The 15,982-nt window shown below is 55.1% G+C and carries 12 protein-coding genes and 4 tRNA genes; all 16 read left to right on the forward strand.

Features of this window, described 5'->3' with window-relative positions; all coding sequences use genetic code 11:
* The first annotated feature begins 82 nt into the window (after nucleotides 1–82).
* The 16 genes from birA (at nucleotide 83) to rpoC (ending at nucleotide 15,970) form a co-directional block, all read left to right on the forward strand.
* A complete protein-coding gene (gene birA / locus BLL42_RS16995) occupies nucleotides 83–1,042 on the forward strand; it encodes a bifunctional biotin--[acetyl-CoA-carboxylase] ligase/biotin operon repressor BirA (protein ID WP_071553141.1) in 960 nt (319 codons plus the stop codon).
* A complete protein-coding gene (locus tag BLL42_RS17000; RefSeq protein ID WP_071553142.1) occupies nucleotides 1,032–1,781 on the forward strand; it encodes a pantothenate kinase in 750 nt (249 codons plus the stop codon). The genes birA and BLL42_RS17000 overlap by 11 nt, the downstream gene beginning before the upstream one ends.
* 7 nt (nucleotides 1,782–1,788) lie before the next feature.
* Nucleotides 1,789–2,235: a hypothetical protein gene (locus tag BLL42_RS17005; RefSeq protein WP_071553143.1), complete on the forward strand. Its 447-nt coding sequence runs from the start codon at nucleotides 1,789–1,791 to the stop codon at nucleotides 2,233–2,235.
* Between the two features lie 142 nt (nucleotides 2,236–2,377).
* Nucleotides 2,378–2,462 (forward strand) — tRNA-Tyr (locus BLL42_RS17010).
* A gap of 25 nt (nucleotides 2,463–2,487) precedes the next feature.
* Nucleotides 2,488–2,561: transfer RNA gene (locus tag BLL42_RS17015), tRNA-Gly, on the forward strand.
* 26 nt (nucleotides 2,562–2,587) lie between these two features.
* Nucleotides 2,588–2,663, forward strand: a tRNA-Thr gene (locus tag BLL42_RS17020).
* Between the two features lie 84 nt (nucleotides 2,664–2,747).
* Entirely contained in the window at nucleotides 2,748–3,941 is a 1,194-nt protein-coding gene (gene tuf / locus BLL42_RS17025; protein ID WP_019693885.1) for an elongation factor Tu, read from the forward strand.
* Nucleotides 3,942–3,994: 53 nt separating this feature from the next.
* Nucleotides 3,995–4,070, forward strand: a tRNA-Trp gene (locus BLL42_RS17030).
* A 45-nt stretch (nucleotides 4,071–4,115) separates the two neighbouring features.
* Nucleotides 4,116–4,484, forward strand: a complete 369-nt coding sequence (gene secE / locus BLL42_RS17035; protein ID WP_019693884.1) for a preprotein translocase subunit SecE — start codon at nucleotides 4,116–4,118, stop codon at nucleotides 4,482–4,484.
* A gap of 9 nt (nucleotides 4,485–4,493) precedes the next feature.
* Nucleotides 4,494–5,027: a transcription termination/antitermination protein NusG gene (gene nusG, locus BLL42_RS17040; RefSeq protein ID WP_003186097.1), complete on the forward strand. Its 534-nt coding sequence runs from the start codon at nucleotides 4,494–4,496 to the stop codon at nucleotides 5,025–5,027.
* 117 nt (nucleotides 5,028–5,144) lie between these two features.
* Nucleotides 5,145–5,576, forward strand: coding sequence for a 50S ribosomal protein L11 (gene rplK, locus BLL42_RS17045; protein WP_008008888.1), 432 nt, complete (start codon nucleotides 5,145–5,147; stop codon nucleotides 5,574–5,576).
* A complete protein-coding gene (gene rplA / locus BLL42_RS17050) occupies nucleotides 5,576–6,271 on the forward strand; it encodes a 50S ribosomal protein L1 (RefSeq protein WP_019693883.1) in 696 nt (231 codons plus the stop codon). The genes rplK and rplA overlap by 1 nt, the downstream gene beginning before the upstream one ends.
* 198 nt (nucleotides 6,272–6,469) lie before the next feature.
* Entirely contained in the window at nucleotides 6,470–6,970 is a 501-nt protein-coding gene (gene rplJ, locus BLL42_RS17055; RefSeq protein WP_071553144.1) for a 50S ribosomal protein L10, read from the forward strand.
* Between the two features lie 77 nt (nucleotides 6,971–7,047).
* Nucleotides 7,048–7,413, forward strand: coding sequence for a 50S ribosomal protein L7/L12 (rplL, locus tag BLL42_RS17060; protein ID WP_071553145.1), 366 nt, complete (start codon nucleotides 7,048–7,050; stop codon nucleotides 7,411–7,413).
* 220 nt (nucleotides 7,414–7,633) lie between these two features.
* Nucleotides 7,634–11,707 (forward strand): DNA-directed RNA polymerase subunit beta, encoded by a 4,074-nt coding sequence (gene rpoB, locus BLL42_RS17065; RefSeq protein WP_071553146.1) that lies wholly within the window; start codon nucleotides 7,634–7,636, stop codon nucleotides 11,705–11,707.
* Nucleotides 11,708–11,770: 63 nt separating this feature from the next.
* Nucleotides 11,771–15,970 (forward strand): DNA-directed RNA polymerase subunit beta', encoded by a 4,200-nt coding sequence (rpoC, locus tag BLL42_RS17070; RefSeq protein ID WP_071553147.1) that lies wholly within the window; start codon nucleotides 11,771–11,773, stop codon nucleotides 15,968–15,970.
* Nucleotides 15,971–15,982 lie beyond the last annotated feature (12 nt).

Below are 15,982 nucleotides of genomic sequence, written 5' to 3' on the forward strand. Positions count from 1 at the left end.
CGAGAAAGTTCGTACTTACGATTTCTATGCAACGGCTCGGGGCATGGCTATCATGCGGACCTCATTGTGAGGCGATACTTGCATGCTGACGTTGTTAAAGCTCCTGAAGGACGGTCGTTTCCATTCCGGCCAAGCGCTGGGCGCTGCTCTAGGTATTAGTCGTAGCGCTGTATGGAAACAGCTCCAGCACCTCGAGGCTGAATGGGGCCTTTCTATCCACAAGGTGCGTGGTCGTGGTTATCAGTTGAGTGCGCCGTTGGCTCTGCTCAATTCCGTGGAGATCGATGAGCATTCACCTGCTTGCGGCTGGCCCGTACTAGTCTTTGATTCGATTGATTCCACCAACGCTGAAGCTTTGCGCTCTATAGGGCGCGGAATGGCTGCGCCGTTTCTTGTGCTTGCAGAGCGACAAACTGCTGGTCGCGGTCGGCGCGGCCGCAAGTGGGTGAGTCCGTTTGCCGAAAATATCTACTATAGCCTCGTGCTGAGAATCGATGGTGGCATGCGGCAGCTTGAAGGGCTTAGCCTGGTTGTCGGCCTTGCTGTGATGCAAACGCTGCGTGATCTGGGTATTGCCGGAGCTGGTTTGAAGTGGCCTAACGATGTCCTGGTAGGTGAGAAGAAAATCGCCGGGGTATTGTTGGAGTTGGTCGGGGATCCCGCTGATGTGTGCCATGTCGTTCTGGGTGTGGGAATCAATGTAAATATGCAGATGGCTGATGAGGTTGATCAGCAATGGACCTCTATGCGTCTCGAGGCGGGTAAGGCGTTTGATCGTAATCTTCTTGTGGCGCGTTTGGGGATTGTTCTCCGGGAACACCTGAGTCGCCACCAGTCGGCAGGATTTTCAGTGCTTCAGGCAGAGTGGGAGCAAGGACACCTATGGCAGGGGCGCGCGGTTTCACTGATTGCTGGGGTGAACCGGATTGATGGCGAGGTGATAGGGATTGATGGCCAAGGCGCGTTGCGTTTGAAAGTGGGTGGCGTAGAAAAAGTGTTTAGTGGTGGTGAGCTAAGTCTGAGGTTGCGCGATGATTCTTGAGCTCGACTGCGGGAACAGCTTTATTAAATGGCGTGTGCTGCACGCAGATGCGGCACGCTTGGTTGCCGAGGGAGTTGTCGACTCGGATCTGGTCTTGTTGGAAAGTTTGCACGGCTGTGATGGGCTGAATCTCAAGTACTGTCGCCTGGTAAGCGTAAGAACCAATGAAGAGACCGCTGCGCTTGTTTCCTTGCTGGTTGATGCATTTGGCGTAACGGTGTCCTGCGCGGCACCGGCCCGTGAAATGTCCGGGGTCCACAATGGTTACGAAGATTATCAGCGGCTGGGCCTTGACCGCTGGCTTGCGATGCTTGGGGCGTTTCATCTTGCCTCGGGAGCTTGTCTGGTCCTCGATTTTGGCACTGCGCTTACCGCAGACTTTATTGCTGCGGATGGCGAGCACCTGGGAGGGTTTATTTGTCCCGGAATGCCCTTGATGCGTAACCAGCTGCGCACCCATACACGGCGGATTCGTTACGACGATCTCGCTGCATCGAGAGCGCTCGAGAGCTTTGAGCCAGGGCGTAATACGGTGGAGGCCGTCGAGCGTGGCTGTTCATTGATGTTGAGAGGATTTGTCCTGACGCAATTGGAGCTTGCGCGCAGCTATTGGGGGCAGGAGTTCTCGGTGTTCCTCACTGGTGGTGATGCAGGCCTGGTTTCTGGAATCGTGCCTGAGGCGCGGGTGGTACCGGATCTCGTATTCGTAGGTTTGGCCATGGCGTGCCCATTGTCCTGAGGTTTTTATGCGTTGGTTGTTTCTGCTGTTGCTGGTCCTCAATGTGTTTTATTACGTCTGGCACCAGCAGGAGGCGCCCTTGCGTGCGAAAGATGTCACTCCGTTGAGTTTGTACAAAGGTTCGCAGCAGGACATTCGTCTGTTGAGTGAAACGCCTGATGCAGCAGCTGCGCGTGACAAGGGTAAATCTGCGCAGGCGGATAACAGCTGTCTTTATCTGGGCGGCTTTGCTCGTCAGGAAACGGCCAGGACACTCGAGCAGCGATTGACTGCTCTCGATATCAAGGTTCAGCAGCTATCGGTTTCTCTTCCTGATTCTGTTGGATATTGGATGCGCGTGGCTCCGGAAAGCCGGCGTTTGGCTGATGATTCCGTGTTGCAGAACCTTGCTAAAGAATTCAATGAGTTAAAACATAAAATAATGCCCTGCGAGGGGGTTGCAACTGCTGAATAGGTTGCATAGAATGGCGCCCGCTTCGCAGTGAAGACCTTTAACAGTCAACGGCGCGAAGCGAGGTCAACGCAGCTAACCTCAGGTTTTTAATGAGAAAATGCTTGACAGAAGGCTGGCATGATGTAGAATGCCGGCTCGCTTAGGAGGGGTTCCCGAGCGGCCAAAGGGATCAGACTGTAAATCTGACGTCTACGACTTCGAAGGTTCGAATCCTTCCCCCTCCACCATTTTTAGCGTGAGCTGCAAGCTTACGCGGGTATAGTTTAGTGGTAGAACCTCAGCCTTCCAAGCTGATGATGCGGGTTCGATTCCCGCTACCCGCTCCAAGTTTGCAGGTTGTGCAAAGTGTTTTGCTCTTGTAGCTCAGTTGGTAGAGCACACCCTTGGTAAGGGTGAGGTCAGCGGTTCAAATCCGCTCAAGAGCTCCATATAACAAGGCAGATATGAAAATATCTGCCTTTGTTTTAATGGCTAGTGTGACTTGCTTAATTCTTCTCCTAGGGGTGATTTCGATGGCTAAGGAAAAGTTCGAACGTAATAAGCCGCACGTCAACGTAGGCACCATTGGTCACGTCGACCACGGTAAGACTACTCTGACTGCCGCTCTGACTCGCGTCTGCTCCGAAGTTTTCGGTTCGGCCAAGGTTGACTTCGACAAGATCGATAGCGCCCCAGAAGAAAAAGCTCGTGGTATTACCATTAACACCGCTCATGTTGAGTATGATTCGGCTGTGCGTCACTATGCGCACGTTGATTGCCCGGGTCACGCCGACTACGTAAAAAACATGATTACCGGTGCCGCTCAGATGGATGGTGCGATCCTGGTTTGCTCGGCCGCTGATGGTCCGATGCCGCAAACCCGTGAGCACATCCTGCTGTCCCGTCAGGTAGGCGTTCCGTACATCGTTGTCTTCCTGAACAAGGCTGACATGGTTGACGACGCTGAGCTGCTGGAGCTGGTTGAGATGGAAGTGCGCGATCTGCTGAGCGCCTACGATTTCCCAGGTGATGATACTCCAATCATCATTGGTTCGGCTCTGATGGCTTTGAATGGTCAAGACGACAACGAGATGGGCACTACTGCCGTCAAGAAGTTGGTTGAGACGCTGGATAGCTACATTCCGCAGCCGGAGCGTGCTATCGACAAGCCGTTCCTGATGCCGATCGAAGATGTATTTTCGATCTCGGGTCGCGGTACTGTTGTGACTGGTCGTGTTGAGCGTGGCATTGTCCGCATTCAGGAAGAAGTTGAGATTGTTGGTCTTCGTGACACTGTCAAAACTACTTGCACTGGTGTTGAGATGTTCCGCAAGCTGCTCGATGAGGGTCGTGCTGGTGAGAACTGCGGCGTGCTGTTGCGTGGCACCAAGCGTGACGACGTCGAGCGTGGTCAGGTTCTGGTTAAGCCAGGCACCGTTAAGCCACACACCAAGTTCACTGCGGAAGTTTACGTTCTGAGCAAGGAAGAAGGCGGTCGTCATACTCCGTTCTTCAAGGGCTACCGTCCACAGTTCTACTTCCGTACGACTGATGTGACTGGTAACTGCGAGCTGCCAGAAGGCGTTGAAATGGTAATGCCAGGTGACAACGTTCAGATGACTGTCACTCTGATCAAAACCATCGCGATGGAAGATGGTCTTCGTTTCGCTATCCGTGAAGGCGGTCGTACCGTCGGCGCTGGTGTCGTAGCCAAGGTCATCGAGTAAGTTGTTGTAATGTCTTTTTTAGGCCGGCATAATGGTCGGCCTAATTTTGTTTTAGGTCAGTAGCTCAATTGGCAGAGCGACGGTCTCCAAAACCGTAGGTTGGGGGTTCGATTCCCTCCTGACCTGCCAGATTCACTCGGTGTATCTGGCTTTCTTTTCACAGGATCTTCATAGATGACTCCTAAAGCTGAAGCTCAAGGCTCTCGCTTCGATCTGCTCAAGTGGCTTGTAGTAGTCGCTTTGGTGGTTGTTGGCGTTGTCGGCAATCAGTATTACCATGCTGCGCCGATCCTGTACCGTGTACTCGCTTTGCTTGTTATTGCCGCTGTAGCTGCCTTTGTAGGCCTGCAGACGGTCAAGGGCAAGTCTTTCTTTGTACTGGTTAAGGAAGCTCGCACCGAAATTCGTAAAGTCGTGTGGCCAACTCGCCAAGAAACCACGCAGACCACGCTGATTGTGGTGGCTGTTGTTCTGGTTATGGCGTTGCTGTTGTGGGGGCTTGATTCCCTGCTCGGCTGGCTTGTTTCCTTGATTGTTGGCTAAGGGTGTCCCGTGGCTAAGCGTTGGTACGTTGTGCATGCTTACTCGGGTTACGAGAAGCATGTCATGCGCTCGTTGGTAGAGCGTGTAAAGCTGGCTGGCATGGAAGATGGCTTCGGCGAAATTCTGGTTCCCACTGAAGAAGTGGTTGAAATGCGTAATGGCCAGAAGCGCAAAAGCGAGCGTAAATTCTTCCCTGGTTATGTGCTGGTCCAGATGGATATGAACGAGGGTACTTGGCACTTGGTCAAGGATACTCCTCGGGTGATGGGCTTCATCGGCGGTACCGCTGATAAGCCGGCACCAATCACTGACAAAGAGGCGGAAGCAATTCTGCGTCGTGTTGCTGATGGTAGCGACAAGCCGAAGCCTAAGACTCTGTTTGAGCCGGGTGAAGTGGTTCGTGTTACCGACGGCCCGTTTGCTGATTTTAATGGCACGGTCGAAGAAGTTAACTACGAAAAGAGCCGGATCCAAGTCGCTGTGCTCATTTTCGGTCGCTCTACTCCGGTAGAGTTAGAGTTCAGCCAGGTCGAAAAGGTCTAGCCGGACAAGCATCCCAACCCCGCAGCCCTAGGCTGTGGGGTTTTGTCGTCACTGGGATAAACGCGCAAGTAACCGGGGAGCCTCTCGAGGCGTTCGAACCCGTAATTGGAGTGCCTCATGGCCAAGAAGATTACCGCTTACATCAAGCTGCAAGTGAAGGCCGCTCAGGCTAACCCAAGCCCACCTGTTGGTCCTGCTCTGGGTCAACACGGCGTGAACATCATGGAATTCTGCAAGGCTTTCAACGCCCGTACTCAGGGTATTGAGCCAGGTCTGCCGACTCCAGTGATCATCACTGTCTACAGCGACCGTAGCTTCACTTTCGAAACTAAAAGCACCCCGGCTTCGGTTCTGCTGAAGAAGGCTGCTGGTTTGACTAGCGGTTCCGCTCGTCCAAACACCGTTAAGGTTGGCACTGTCACTCGTGCTCAGCTGGAAGAAATCGCGAAAACCAAAAACGCGGATCTGACTGCAGCTGATATGGAAGCAGCCGTGCGTACTATCGCCGGTTCTGCTCGTAGCATGGGCCTTAACGTGGAGGGTGTGTAATGGCTAAGCTGACCAAGCGCCAAAAGGCTATCGCTGGCAAAATCGAAGCGGGCAAGGCCTACAACTTTGTAGACGCCGCTGCTCTGCTGGCTGAGCTGTCGACTGTCAAGTTCAGCGAGTCGTTCGACGTTGCTGTGAACCTGGGTGTTGACCCGCGTAAATCTGACCAGGTCGTACGTAGCGCTACTGTGCTGCCACACGGCACTGGCAAGACCGTTCGCGTTGCTGTGTTCACCCAAGGCCCGGCAGCTGAAGCTGCTCTGGCTGCCGGCGCTGATCGCGTAGGTATGGACGACCTGGCTGCCGAAATGAAAGGCGGCGACCTGAACTATGACGTAGTTATTGCTTCCCCGGATGCAATGCGCGTTGTAGGTCAGTTGGGTCAGATCCTCGGCCCACGTGGCCTGATGCCTAACCCTAAAGTCGGCACCGTAACGCCAGACGTAGCTACCGCGGTTAAAAACGCAAAAGCTGGTCAGGTTCGTTATCGCACCGACAAAAATGGCATTATTCACACCTCCGTTGGCAAAGTCGGCTTCGATGCCGTCAAGCTGAAGGAAAACGTTGAGGCCCTGATCGCTGATCTGAAGCGTATCAAGCCGGCTTCCTCGAAAGGTATTTACGTCAAGCGCGTTACCCTGAGCACTACTATGGGCCCAGGTCTGGTCATCGACCAGGGTTCGCTCGACGCGTAAGACACAGATTGGCGCAAGTAATTGTGTCAATTGAAATATTGGGGTCCCTGCCTGGCGGGGGCTATCCAAGACCGTAGGCGACGCAAGTCTTAAACCTCAAGCCTACGCAGATGGTGCTCCCGGTTCCTTACCGAATCAGACACCAAAACGACATCCGGCTTCGGCTGGATGAAACGGTAACAAGCAGGAGTTAAACCCGTGGCAATTAAACTCGAAGACAAGAAGGCCATCGTCGCTGAAGTCAACGAGGCTGCCAAAGTCGCTCTGTCCGCTGTCGTGGCTGATGCCCGTGGCGTAACAGTAGGCGCGATGACCGGACTCCGTAAAGAGGCTCGTGAAGCTGGCGTTTACGTACGTGTTGTACGTAACACTCTGCTCAAGCGCGCTGTTGCTGACACTGAATACAGTGTTCTCAACGACGTGTTCACCGGCCCGACCTTGATCGCGTTCTCCAACGAACATCCTGGCGCTGCTGCCCGTTTGTTCAAGGAATTCGCCAAAGGTCAGGATAAGTTCGAGATCAAGGCAGCTGCGTTCGAGGGCAAGTTCCTCGCAGCTAACCAGATCGACGTACTGGCAACTCTGCCGACCCGTGACGAAGCAATTTCCCAGCTGATGAGCGTGATTCAAGGCGCTACCAGCAAATTGGCTCGTACTCTGGCGGCTATTCGCGACCAAAAAGAAGCTGTTGCAGCCTAAGGCTGAGCACTTCCTTTCGCGCTTTTTTGTTTATTTCGATGGTCGCGTAGGCCGTCCCCAAATCAGGAATTAGAGTCATGTCTATCTCTCAAGACGATATCCTCAACGCCGTAGCTGAAATGTCCGTTCTGCAGGTTGTTGAGCTGATCAAAGCTTTCGAAGAAAAATTCGGCGTTACCGCTGCTGCTGCATCGGCTGGCCCAGCTGCTGCTGCCGCTGTTGTTGAAGAGCAAACCGAATTCAACGTTATGCTGACCGAAGCTGGCGAGAAGAAAGTTAACGTGATCAAGGCTGTACGTGAACTGACCGGTCTGGGCCTGAAAGAAGCCAAGGCTGTAGTTGACGGCGCTCCTGCCATGGTTCTGGAAGCTGTTGCCAAAGACGCAGCTGACAAAGCCAAAGCAGTTCTGGAAGAAGCAGGCGCTAAAGTCGAGCTGAAGTAAGCATCGACTTTGCGTCTCCAGCCCGAGCGTTAAGCGAAAGGCTGATGGCTGGTGGCTCTTGCCACCGGCCTTTTTCCGTTATTGGCAGCCGACTGGGTCGGGGCTGATAACGAGCTGTAACCACCCGATGCGGTGGCGCAAACCATGGGGTTTGCACGATTTTCTGGCTGCTCCCGTCGGGAGGGGCCAAACAAGCAGGTGACCAAGCTGGGGAACGCTGATGGCTTACTCATATACTGAGAAAAAACGTATCCGCAAGGACTTTAGCAAGTTGCCGGACGTCATGGATGTGCCGTACCTCCTGGCCATCCAGCTGGATTCGTATCGTGAATTCTTGCAAGCGGGAGCGACTAAAGATCAGTTCCGCGACGTGGGCCTGCATGCGGCCTTCAAATCCGTTTTCCCGATCATCAGCTACTCCGGCAATGCTGCGCTGGAGTACGTCGGTTATCGCCTGGGCGAACCGGCATTTGATGTCAAAGAATGCGTATTGCGCGGTGTGACTTACGCCGTACCTTTGCGGGTAAAAGTGCGCCTGATCATTTTCGACAAAGAATCGTCGAACAAAGCGATCAAGGACATCAAAGAGCAAGAAGTCTACATGGGTGAAATCCCCTTGATGACTGAGAACGGTACCTTCGTAATCAACGGTACCGAGCGTGTAATCGTTTCCCAGCTGCACCGTTCCCCGGGCGTGTTCTTCGACCACGACCGTGGCAAGACGCACAGCTCCGGCAAACTGCTGTACTCGGCGCGGATCATTCCTTACCGCGGTTCGTGGCTGGACTTCGAGTTCGACCCGAAAGACTGCGTATTCGTGCGTATCGACCGTCGTCGCAAGCTGCCTGCATCGGTACTGCTGCGCGCGCTCGGCTATACCACTGAAGAAGTGCTGGACGCGTTCTACACCACCAACGTCTTCCACGTGCAAGGTGAAAACCTGAGCCTGGAACTGGTGCCTCAGCGCCTGCGCGGTGAAATTGCTGTCCTGGATATCCTGGATGACAAAGGCAAGGTTATTGTCGAGCAAGGTCGTCGCATCACCGCTCGCCACATCAACCAGCTGGAAAAAGCCGGGATCAAAGAGCTGCAAGTGCCTCTGGACTACGTCCTGGGTCGCACTACCGCCAAGGTCATCGTGCATCCGGCAACCGGCGAAATCCTGGCAGAGTGCAACACCGAGCTGAACACCGAGATCCTGGCAAAAATCGCCAAGTCTCAGGTTGTTCGCATCGAAACTCTGTACACCAACGATATCGACTGCGGTCCGTTCGTCTCCGACACTCTGAAGATCGACTCCACCAGCAACCAACTGGAAGCGCTGGTCGAGATCTATCGCATGATGCGTCCTGGCGAGCCGCCAACCAAAGACGCTGCCGAGACACTGTTCAACAACCTGTTCTTCAGCCCTGAGCGCTATGACCTGTCTGCGGTCGGCCGGATGAAGTTCAACCGTCGTATCGGTCGCACCGAGATCGAAGGTTCGGGCGTGTTGTGCAAAGAAGACATCGTCGCGGTATTGAAGACTCTGGTCGACATCCGTAACGGTAAAGGCATCGTCGATGACATCGACCACCTGGGTAACCGTCGTGTTCGCTGCGTAGGCGAAATGGCCGAGAACCAGTTCCGCGTTGGCCTGGTGCGCGTTGAGCGTGCGGTCAAAGAGCGTCTGTCGATGGCTGAAAGCGAAGGCCTGATGCCGCAAGACCTGATCAACGCCAAGCCAGTGGCTGCGGCGGTGAAAGAGTTCTTCGGTTCCAGCCAGCTGTCCCAGTTCATGGACCAGAACAACCCGCTGTCCGAGATCACCCACAAGCGTCGTGTTTCTGCTCTCGGCCCTGGCGGTCTGACGCGCGAGCGTGCCGGCTTTGAAGTTCGTGACGTACACCCGACTCACTACGGTCGTGTATGCCCGATTGAAACACCGGAAGGTCCGAACATCGGTCTGATCAACTCCCTGGCCGCCTATGCGCGCACCAACCAGTACGGCTTCCTCGAGAGCCCGTACCGCGTGGTGAAAGACGCTTTGGTCACCGACGAGATCGTGTTCCTGTCCGCCATCGAAGAAGCTGATCACGTGATCGCTCAGGCTTCGGCCACGATGAACGACAAGAAAGTCCTGATCGACGAGCTGGTAGCTGTTCGTCACTTGAACGAGTTCACCGTCAAGGCGCCGGAAGACGTCACCTTGATGGACGTTTCACCGAAGCAGGTAGTTTCGGTTGCTGCGTCGCTGATCCCGTTCCTCGAGCACGACGACGCCAACCGTGCGTTGATGGGTTCGAACATGCAGCGTCAAGCTGTACCCACCCTGCGTGCTGACAAGCCGCTGGTAGGTACCGGCATGGAACGTAACGTGGCTCGCGACTCCGGCGTTTGCGTCGTGGCTCGTCGTGGCGGCGTGATCGATTCCGTTGATGCCAGCCGTATCGTGGTTCGTGTTGCCGATGACGAAGTTGAAACCGGCGAAGCTGGTGTCGACATCTACAACCTGACCAAATACACCCGCTCCAACCAGAACACCTGCATCAACCAGCGTCCGCTGGTGAGCAAGGGTGATCGGGTTCAGCGTAGCGACATCATGGCCGACGGTCCGTCCACCGACATGGGTGAGCTGGCTCTGGGTCAGAACATGCGTATCGCGTTCATGGCATGGAACGGCTTCAACTTCGAAGACTCCATCTGCCTGTCCGAGCGTGTGGTTCAGGAAGACCGTTTCACCACGATCCACATTCAGGAACTGACCTGTGTGGCACGTGACACCAAGCTTGGGCCAGAGGAAATCACTGCAGACATCCCGAACGTGGGTGAAGCTGCACTGAACAAGCTGGACGAAGCCGGTATCGTATACGTAGGTGCTGAAGTTGGCGCAGGCGACATTCTGGTCGGTAAGGTCACTCCGAAAGGCGAGACCCAACTGACGCCGGAAGAGAAGCTGTTGCGTGCGATCTTCGGTGAAAAAGCCAGCGACGTTAAAGACACCTCCCTGCGCGTACCTACCGGTACCAAGGGTACTGTCATCGACGTACAGGTCTTCACCCGTGACGGCGTTGAGCGTGATGCTCGTGCTCTGTCGATCGAGAAGACTCAACTCGACGAGATCCGCAAGGACCTGAACGAAGAGTTCCGTATCGTTGAAGGCGCGACCTTCGAACGTCTGCGTTCCGCTCTGGTCGGCCACAAAGCCGAAGGCGGCGCCGGTCTGAAGAAAGGTCAGGAAATCACCGACGAAGTTCTCGACGGTCTTGAGCACGGCCAGTGGTTCAAACTGCGCATGGCTGAAGATGCTCTGAACGAGCAGCTCGAGAAGGCTCAGGCCTACATCGTTGATCGCCGCCGTCTGCTGGACGACAAGTTCGAAGACAAGAAGCGCAAACTGCAGCAGGGCGATGACCTGGCTCCAGGCGTGCTGAAAATCGTCAAGGTTTACCTGGCAATCCGTCGCCGCATCCAGCCGGGCGACAAGATGGCCGGTCGTCACGGTAACAAGGGTGTGGTCTCCGTGATCATGCCGGTTGAAGACATGCCGCACGATGCCAATGGCACCCCGGTCGACGTCGTCCTTAACCCGTTGGGCGTACCTTCGCGTATGAACGTTGGTCAGATCCTTGAAACCCACCTGGGCCTCGCGGCCAAAGGTTTGGGTGAGAAGATCAACCGTATGATCGAAGAGCAGCGCAAGGTTGCTGACCTTCGCAAGTTCCTGCACGAGATCTACAACGAGATCGGTGGTCGCAACGAAGCGCTGGATACCTTCTCCGACCAGGAAATCCTGGATCTGGCGAAGAACCTGCGCGGCGGCGTACCGATGGCCACTCCGGTGTTCGACGGTGCCAAGGAAAGCGAAATCAAGGCCATGCTGAAACTGGCAGACCTGCCAGAAAGCGGCCAGATGCAGCTGACTGACGGCCGTACTGGCAACAAGTTTGAGCGCCCGGTTACCGTTGGCTACATGTACATGCTGAAGCTGAACCACTTGGTAGACGACAAGATGCACGCTCGTTCTACCGGTTCGTACAGCCTGGTTACCCAGCAGCCGCTGGGTGGTAAGGCGCAGTTCGGTGGTCAGCGTTTCGGGGAGATGGAGGTCTGGGCACTGGAAGCATACGGTGCTGCATACACTCTGCAAGAAATGCTCACAGTGAAGTCGGACGATGTGAACGGTCGGACCAAGATGTACAAAAACATCGTGGACGGCGATCACCGTATGGAGCCGGGCATGCCCGAGTCCTTCAACGTGTTGATCAAGGAAATTCGTTCCCTCGGCATCGATATCGATCTGGAAACCGAATAACACGTGACGCGAATGAGAGCGGGGCAGGATTGCCCGCTCTCTGCTCCGCCAGGAGGAAAGGCCTTGAAAGACCTACTGAATTTGCTGAAAAACCAGGGTCAAGTCGAAGAGTTCGACGCCATCCGTATCGGATTGGCATCGCCTGAGATGATCCGTTCGTGGTCGTTCGGTGAAGTTAAAAAGCCGGAAACCATCAACTACCGTACGTTCAAACCTGAGCGTGACGGCCTGTTCTGCGCCAAGATCTTTGGCCCGGTAAAGGATTACGAGTGCCTGTGCGGTAAGTACAAGCGCTTGAAGCACCGTGGTGTGATCTGCGAGAAGTGCGGCGTTGAAGTCGCGCTGGCAAAAGTTCGTCGTGAGCGCATGGCGCACATCGAACTGGCCTCGCCAGTTGCCCACATCTGGTTCCTGAAATCGCTGCCGTCCCGTATCGGCTTGCTGATGGACATGACCCTGCGTGATATCGAACGCGTTCTCTACTTCGAGAGCTATGTCGTTATCGATCCAGGCATGACCACCCTTGAAAAAGGTCAGCTGCTCAACGACGAGCAGTACTTCGAAGCGCTGGAAGAGTTCGGCGACGATTTCGATGCCCGCATGGGTGCCGAAGCTGTCCGTGAACTGCTGCACGCTATCGATCTGGAGCACGAGATTGGCCGTCTGCGTGAAGAGATTCCGCAAACCAACTCCGAAACCAAAATCAAGAAGCTGTCCAAGCGTCTGAAGTTGATGGAAGCCTTCCAGGGTTCCGGCAACTTGCCAGAGTGGATGGTGCTGACCGTTCTGCCGGTTCTGCCGCCAGATCTGCGTCCACTGGTCCCACTGGATGGCGGTCGTTTTGCGACTTCCGACCTCAACGATCTGTATCGTCGAGTGATCAACCGTAACAACCGCTTGAAGCGCCTGCTTGATCTGTCCGCTCCGGACATCATCGTGCGCAACGAAAAGCGTATGTTGCAGGAAGCTGTCGATGCCTTGCTCGACAACGGTCGTCGTGGCCGCGCTATCACCGGTTCCAACAAGCGTCCTCTAAAATCCCTGGCTGACATGATCAAGGGTAAACAAGGTCGTTTCCGTCAGAACTTGCTCGGTAAGCGTGTTGACTACTCCGGTCGTTCGGTAATTACCGTAGGTCCGACCCTGCGTCTGCACCAGTGCGGTCTGCCGAAGAAAATGGCTCTCGAGCTGTTCAAACCGTTCATTTTCGGCAAGCTGGAAATGCGTGGTCTCGCTACCACCATCAAAGCTGCCAAGAAGATGGTTGAGCGCGAGCTGCCGGAAGTTTGGGACGTTCTCGCTGAAGTTATCCGCGAACACCCAGTGCTTCTCAACCGTGCACCGACCCTTCACCGTCTGGGTATCCAGGCATTTGAACCGGTTCTGATCGAAGGTAAGGCTATCCAGCTGCACCCGCTGGTCTGCGCCGCGTACAACGCCGACTTCGACGGCGACCAAATGGCCGTGCACGTACCGCTGACACTGGAAGCCCAGTTGGAAGCGCGTGCGTTGATGATGTCGACCAACAACATTCTGTCGCCAGCCAACGGTGAGCCAATCATCGTTCCGTCGCAGGACGTTGTATTGGGTCTGTACTACATGACTCGTGAAGCGATCAACGCCAAAGGCGAAGGTCGTGTGTTCGCGGATCTGCAAGAAGTTGACCGTGTGTTCCGTGCCGGCGAAGCCGCACTGCACGCCAAGGTTAAAGTGCGGATCAACGAAACCGTCAACGACCGTGATGGCGGCAGCGTGAGCAACACCCGTATCGTCGACACCACTGTCGGCCGTGCGCTGTTGTTCCAGGTTGTGCCAAAAGGTCTGTCGTACGACGTCGTCAACCTGCCGATGAAGAAAAAGGCGATCTCCAAGCTGATCAACCAGTGCTACCGCGTGGTTGGTTTGAAAGAGACCGTGATCTTCGCTGACCAGTTGATGTACACCGGTTTTGCCTATTCGACCATTTCCGGCGTTTCCATCGGTGTTAACGACTTCGTTATCCCGGATGAAAAAGCCCGCATCATCAGTGCTGCCACCGATGAAGTGAAGGAGATCGAAAGTCAGTACGCCTCCGGCCTGGTAACCCAGGGCGAGAAGTACAACAAAGTGATCGACCTTTGGTCCAAGGCGAACGACGAAGTATCCAAGGCGATGATGGCCAACCTCTCGAAAGAGAAGGTCATCGACCGTCATGGCGTCGAAGTCGAACAAGAGTCCTTCAACTCGATGTACATGATGGCCGACTCGGGCGCACGGGGTTCTGCTGCGCAGATCCGTCAGCTCGCCGGTATGCGTGGTCTGATGGCCAAGCCGGACGGTTCCATCATCGAAACGCCAATTACTGCGAACTTCCGTGAAGGTTTGAGCGTACTTCAGTACTTCATCTCCACTCACGGTGCTCGTAAAGGTCTGGCGGATACCGCGTTGAAAACTGCGAACTCCGGTTACCTGACTCGTCGTCTGGTAGACGTTGCGCAGGATCTGGTTGTAACCGAGATCGATTGCGGCACCGAACATGGTCTGCTGATGACTCCGCACATTGAAGGCGGTGACGTTGTAGAGCCGTTGGGTGAGCGCGTATTGGGTCGTGTTATCGCCCGTGACGTATTCAAGCCAGGTACCGAGGAAATCATCGTTCCTGCCGGCACTCTGGTAGACGAGAAGTGGGTTGAATTCATCGAGCTGAACAGCATCGACGAAGTGATCGTGCGTTCGCCGATCAGCTGCGAAACTCGCTACGGCATTTGCGCCAAGTGCTACGGCCGTGACTTGGCTCGTGGTCACCAGGTGAACATCGGTGAAGCTGTCGGCGTTATCGCTGCCCAGTCGATCGGTGAGCCGGGTACCCAGCTGACGATGCGTACGTTCCACATCGGTGGTGCGGCAAGCCGGACCTCCGCAGCCGACAGCGTTCAGGTGAAGAATGGCGGTACCGTCCGTCTGCACAACCTGAAGCACGTTGAGCGAGTGGATGGTTGCCTGGTTGCTGTGTCCCGTTCCGGTGAGCTGGCAATCGCTGACGACTACGGTCGCGAGCGCGAGCGCTACAAGCTGCCGTACGGTGCTGTGATTTCGGTTAAAGAGGGTGACAAGGTCGACGCTGGCGCAATCGTGGCCAAGTGGGATCCGCACACTCACCCAATCGTTACCGAAATGAAAGGTACCGTGACCTACGTGGGCATGGAAGAAGGCATCACGATCAAGCGTCAGACTGACGAATTGACCGGTATGACCAACATTGAAGTACTCGACGCCAAAGACCGTCCAGCTGCCGGTAAAGATATCCGTCCTGCTGTGAAGATGGTTGATGACAATGGCAAGGATCTCTTGCTGCCGGGTACTGACGTAATTGCTCAGTACTTCCTGCCTGCCAACGCCCTGGTCGGTGTGGCGGACGGTGCGAAAATCGCGATCGGTGATGTTATCGCTCGTATTCCGCAAGAGACTTCGAAAACTCGTGACATCACCGGTGGTCTGCCGCGTGTTGCCGACTTGTTCGAAGCTCGTCGTCCGAAAGAAGCCTCGATTCTGGCTGAAGTCAGCGGCACCATCGCGTTCGGTAAAGAGACCAAAGGCAAGCGCCGTCTGGTTATTACCCCGAACGACGGTAGCGATCCGTATGAAGAGCTGATTCCGAAGTGGCGTCACCTGAACGTGTTCGAAGGCGAACAGGTAAACCGCGGCGAAGTTATCTCCGACGGCCCGAGCGATCCACACGACATCCTGCGTCTGCTGGGTGTGAGTGCGCTGGCCAAGTACATCGTTAACGAAATTCAGGACGTTTACCGTCTGCAAGGCGTGAAGATCAACGACAAGCACATCGAGACCATCCTGCGTCAGATGCTGCGTAAAGTTGAAATCGCTGAATCCGGCGATTCCACTTTCATCAAGGGCGACCAGATGGAATTGACTCACGTACTGGTAGAGAACGAGCGTTTGGCTGGCGACGACAAGTTCGTTTCCAAGTTCACTCGCGTTCTGCTGGGTATCACCAAGGCGTCGTTGTCCACCGAATCGTTCATCTCGGCGGCCTCTTTCCAAGAGACCACTCGCGTACTGACCGAAGCGGCGGTAACCGGCAAGCGCGATTACCTGCGCGGCCTGAAAGAAAACGTGGTCGTGGGTCGTTTGATCCCGGCAGGTACCGGTCTGGCTTATCACAGCGAGCGCAAGCGCCGCCGTGAGGCTGACAAGCCGTTGCGCGTGAGCGCCAGTGAAGTGGAAGCTGCACTGACCGAAGCGCTGAACTCGAGCGGTAACTGAGTTCTGCGATAA

It is taken from the genome of Pseudomonas frederiksbergensis (assembly GCF_001874645.1).
Lineage (GTDB): Bacteria > Pseudomonadota > Gammaproteobacteria > Pseudomonadales > Pseudomonadaceae > Aquipseudomonas > Aquipseudomonas frederiksbergensis_B.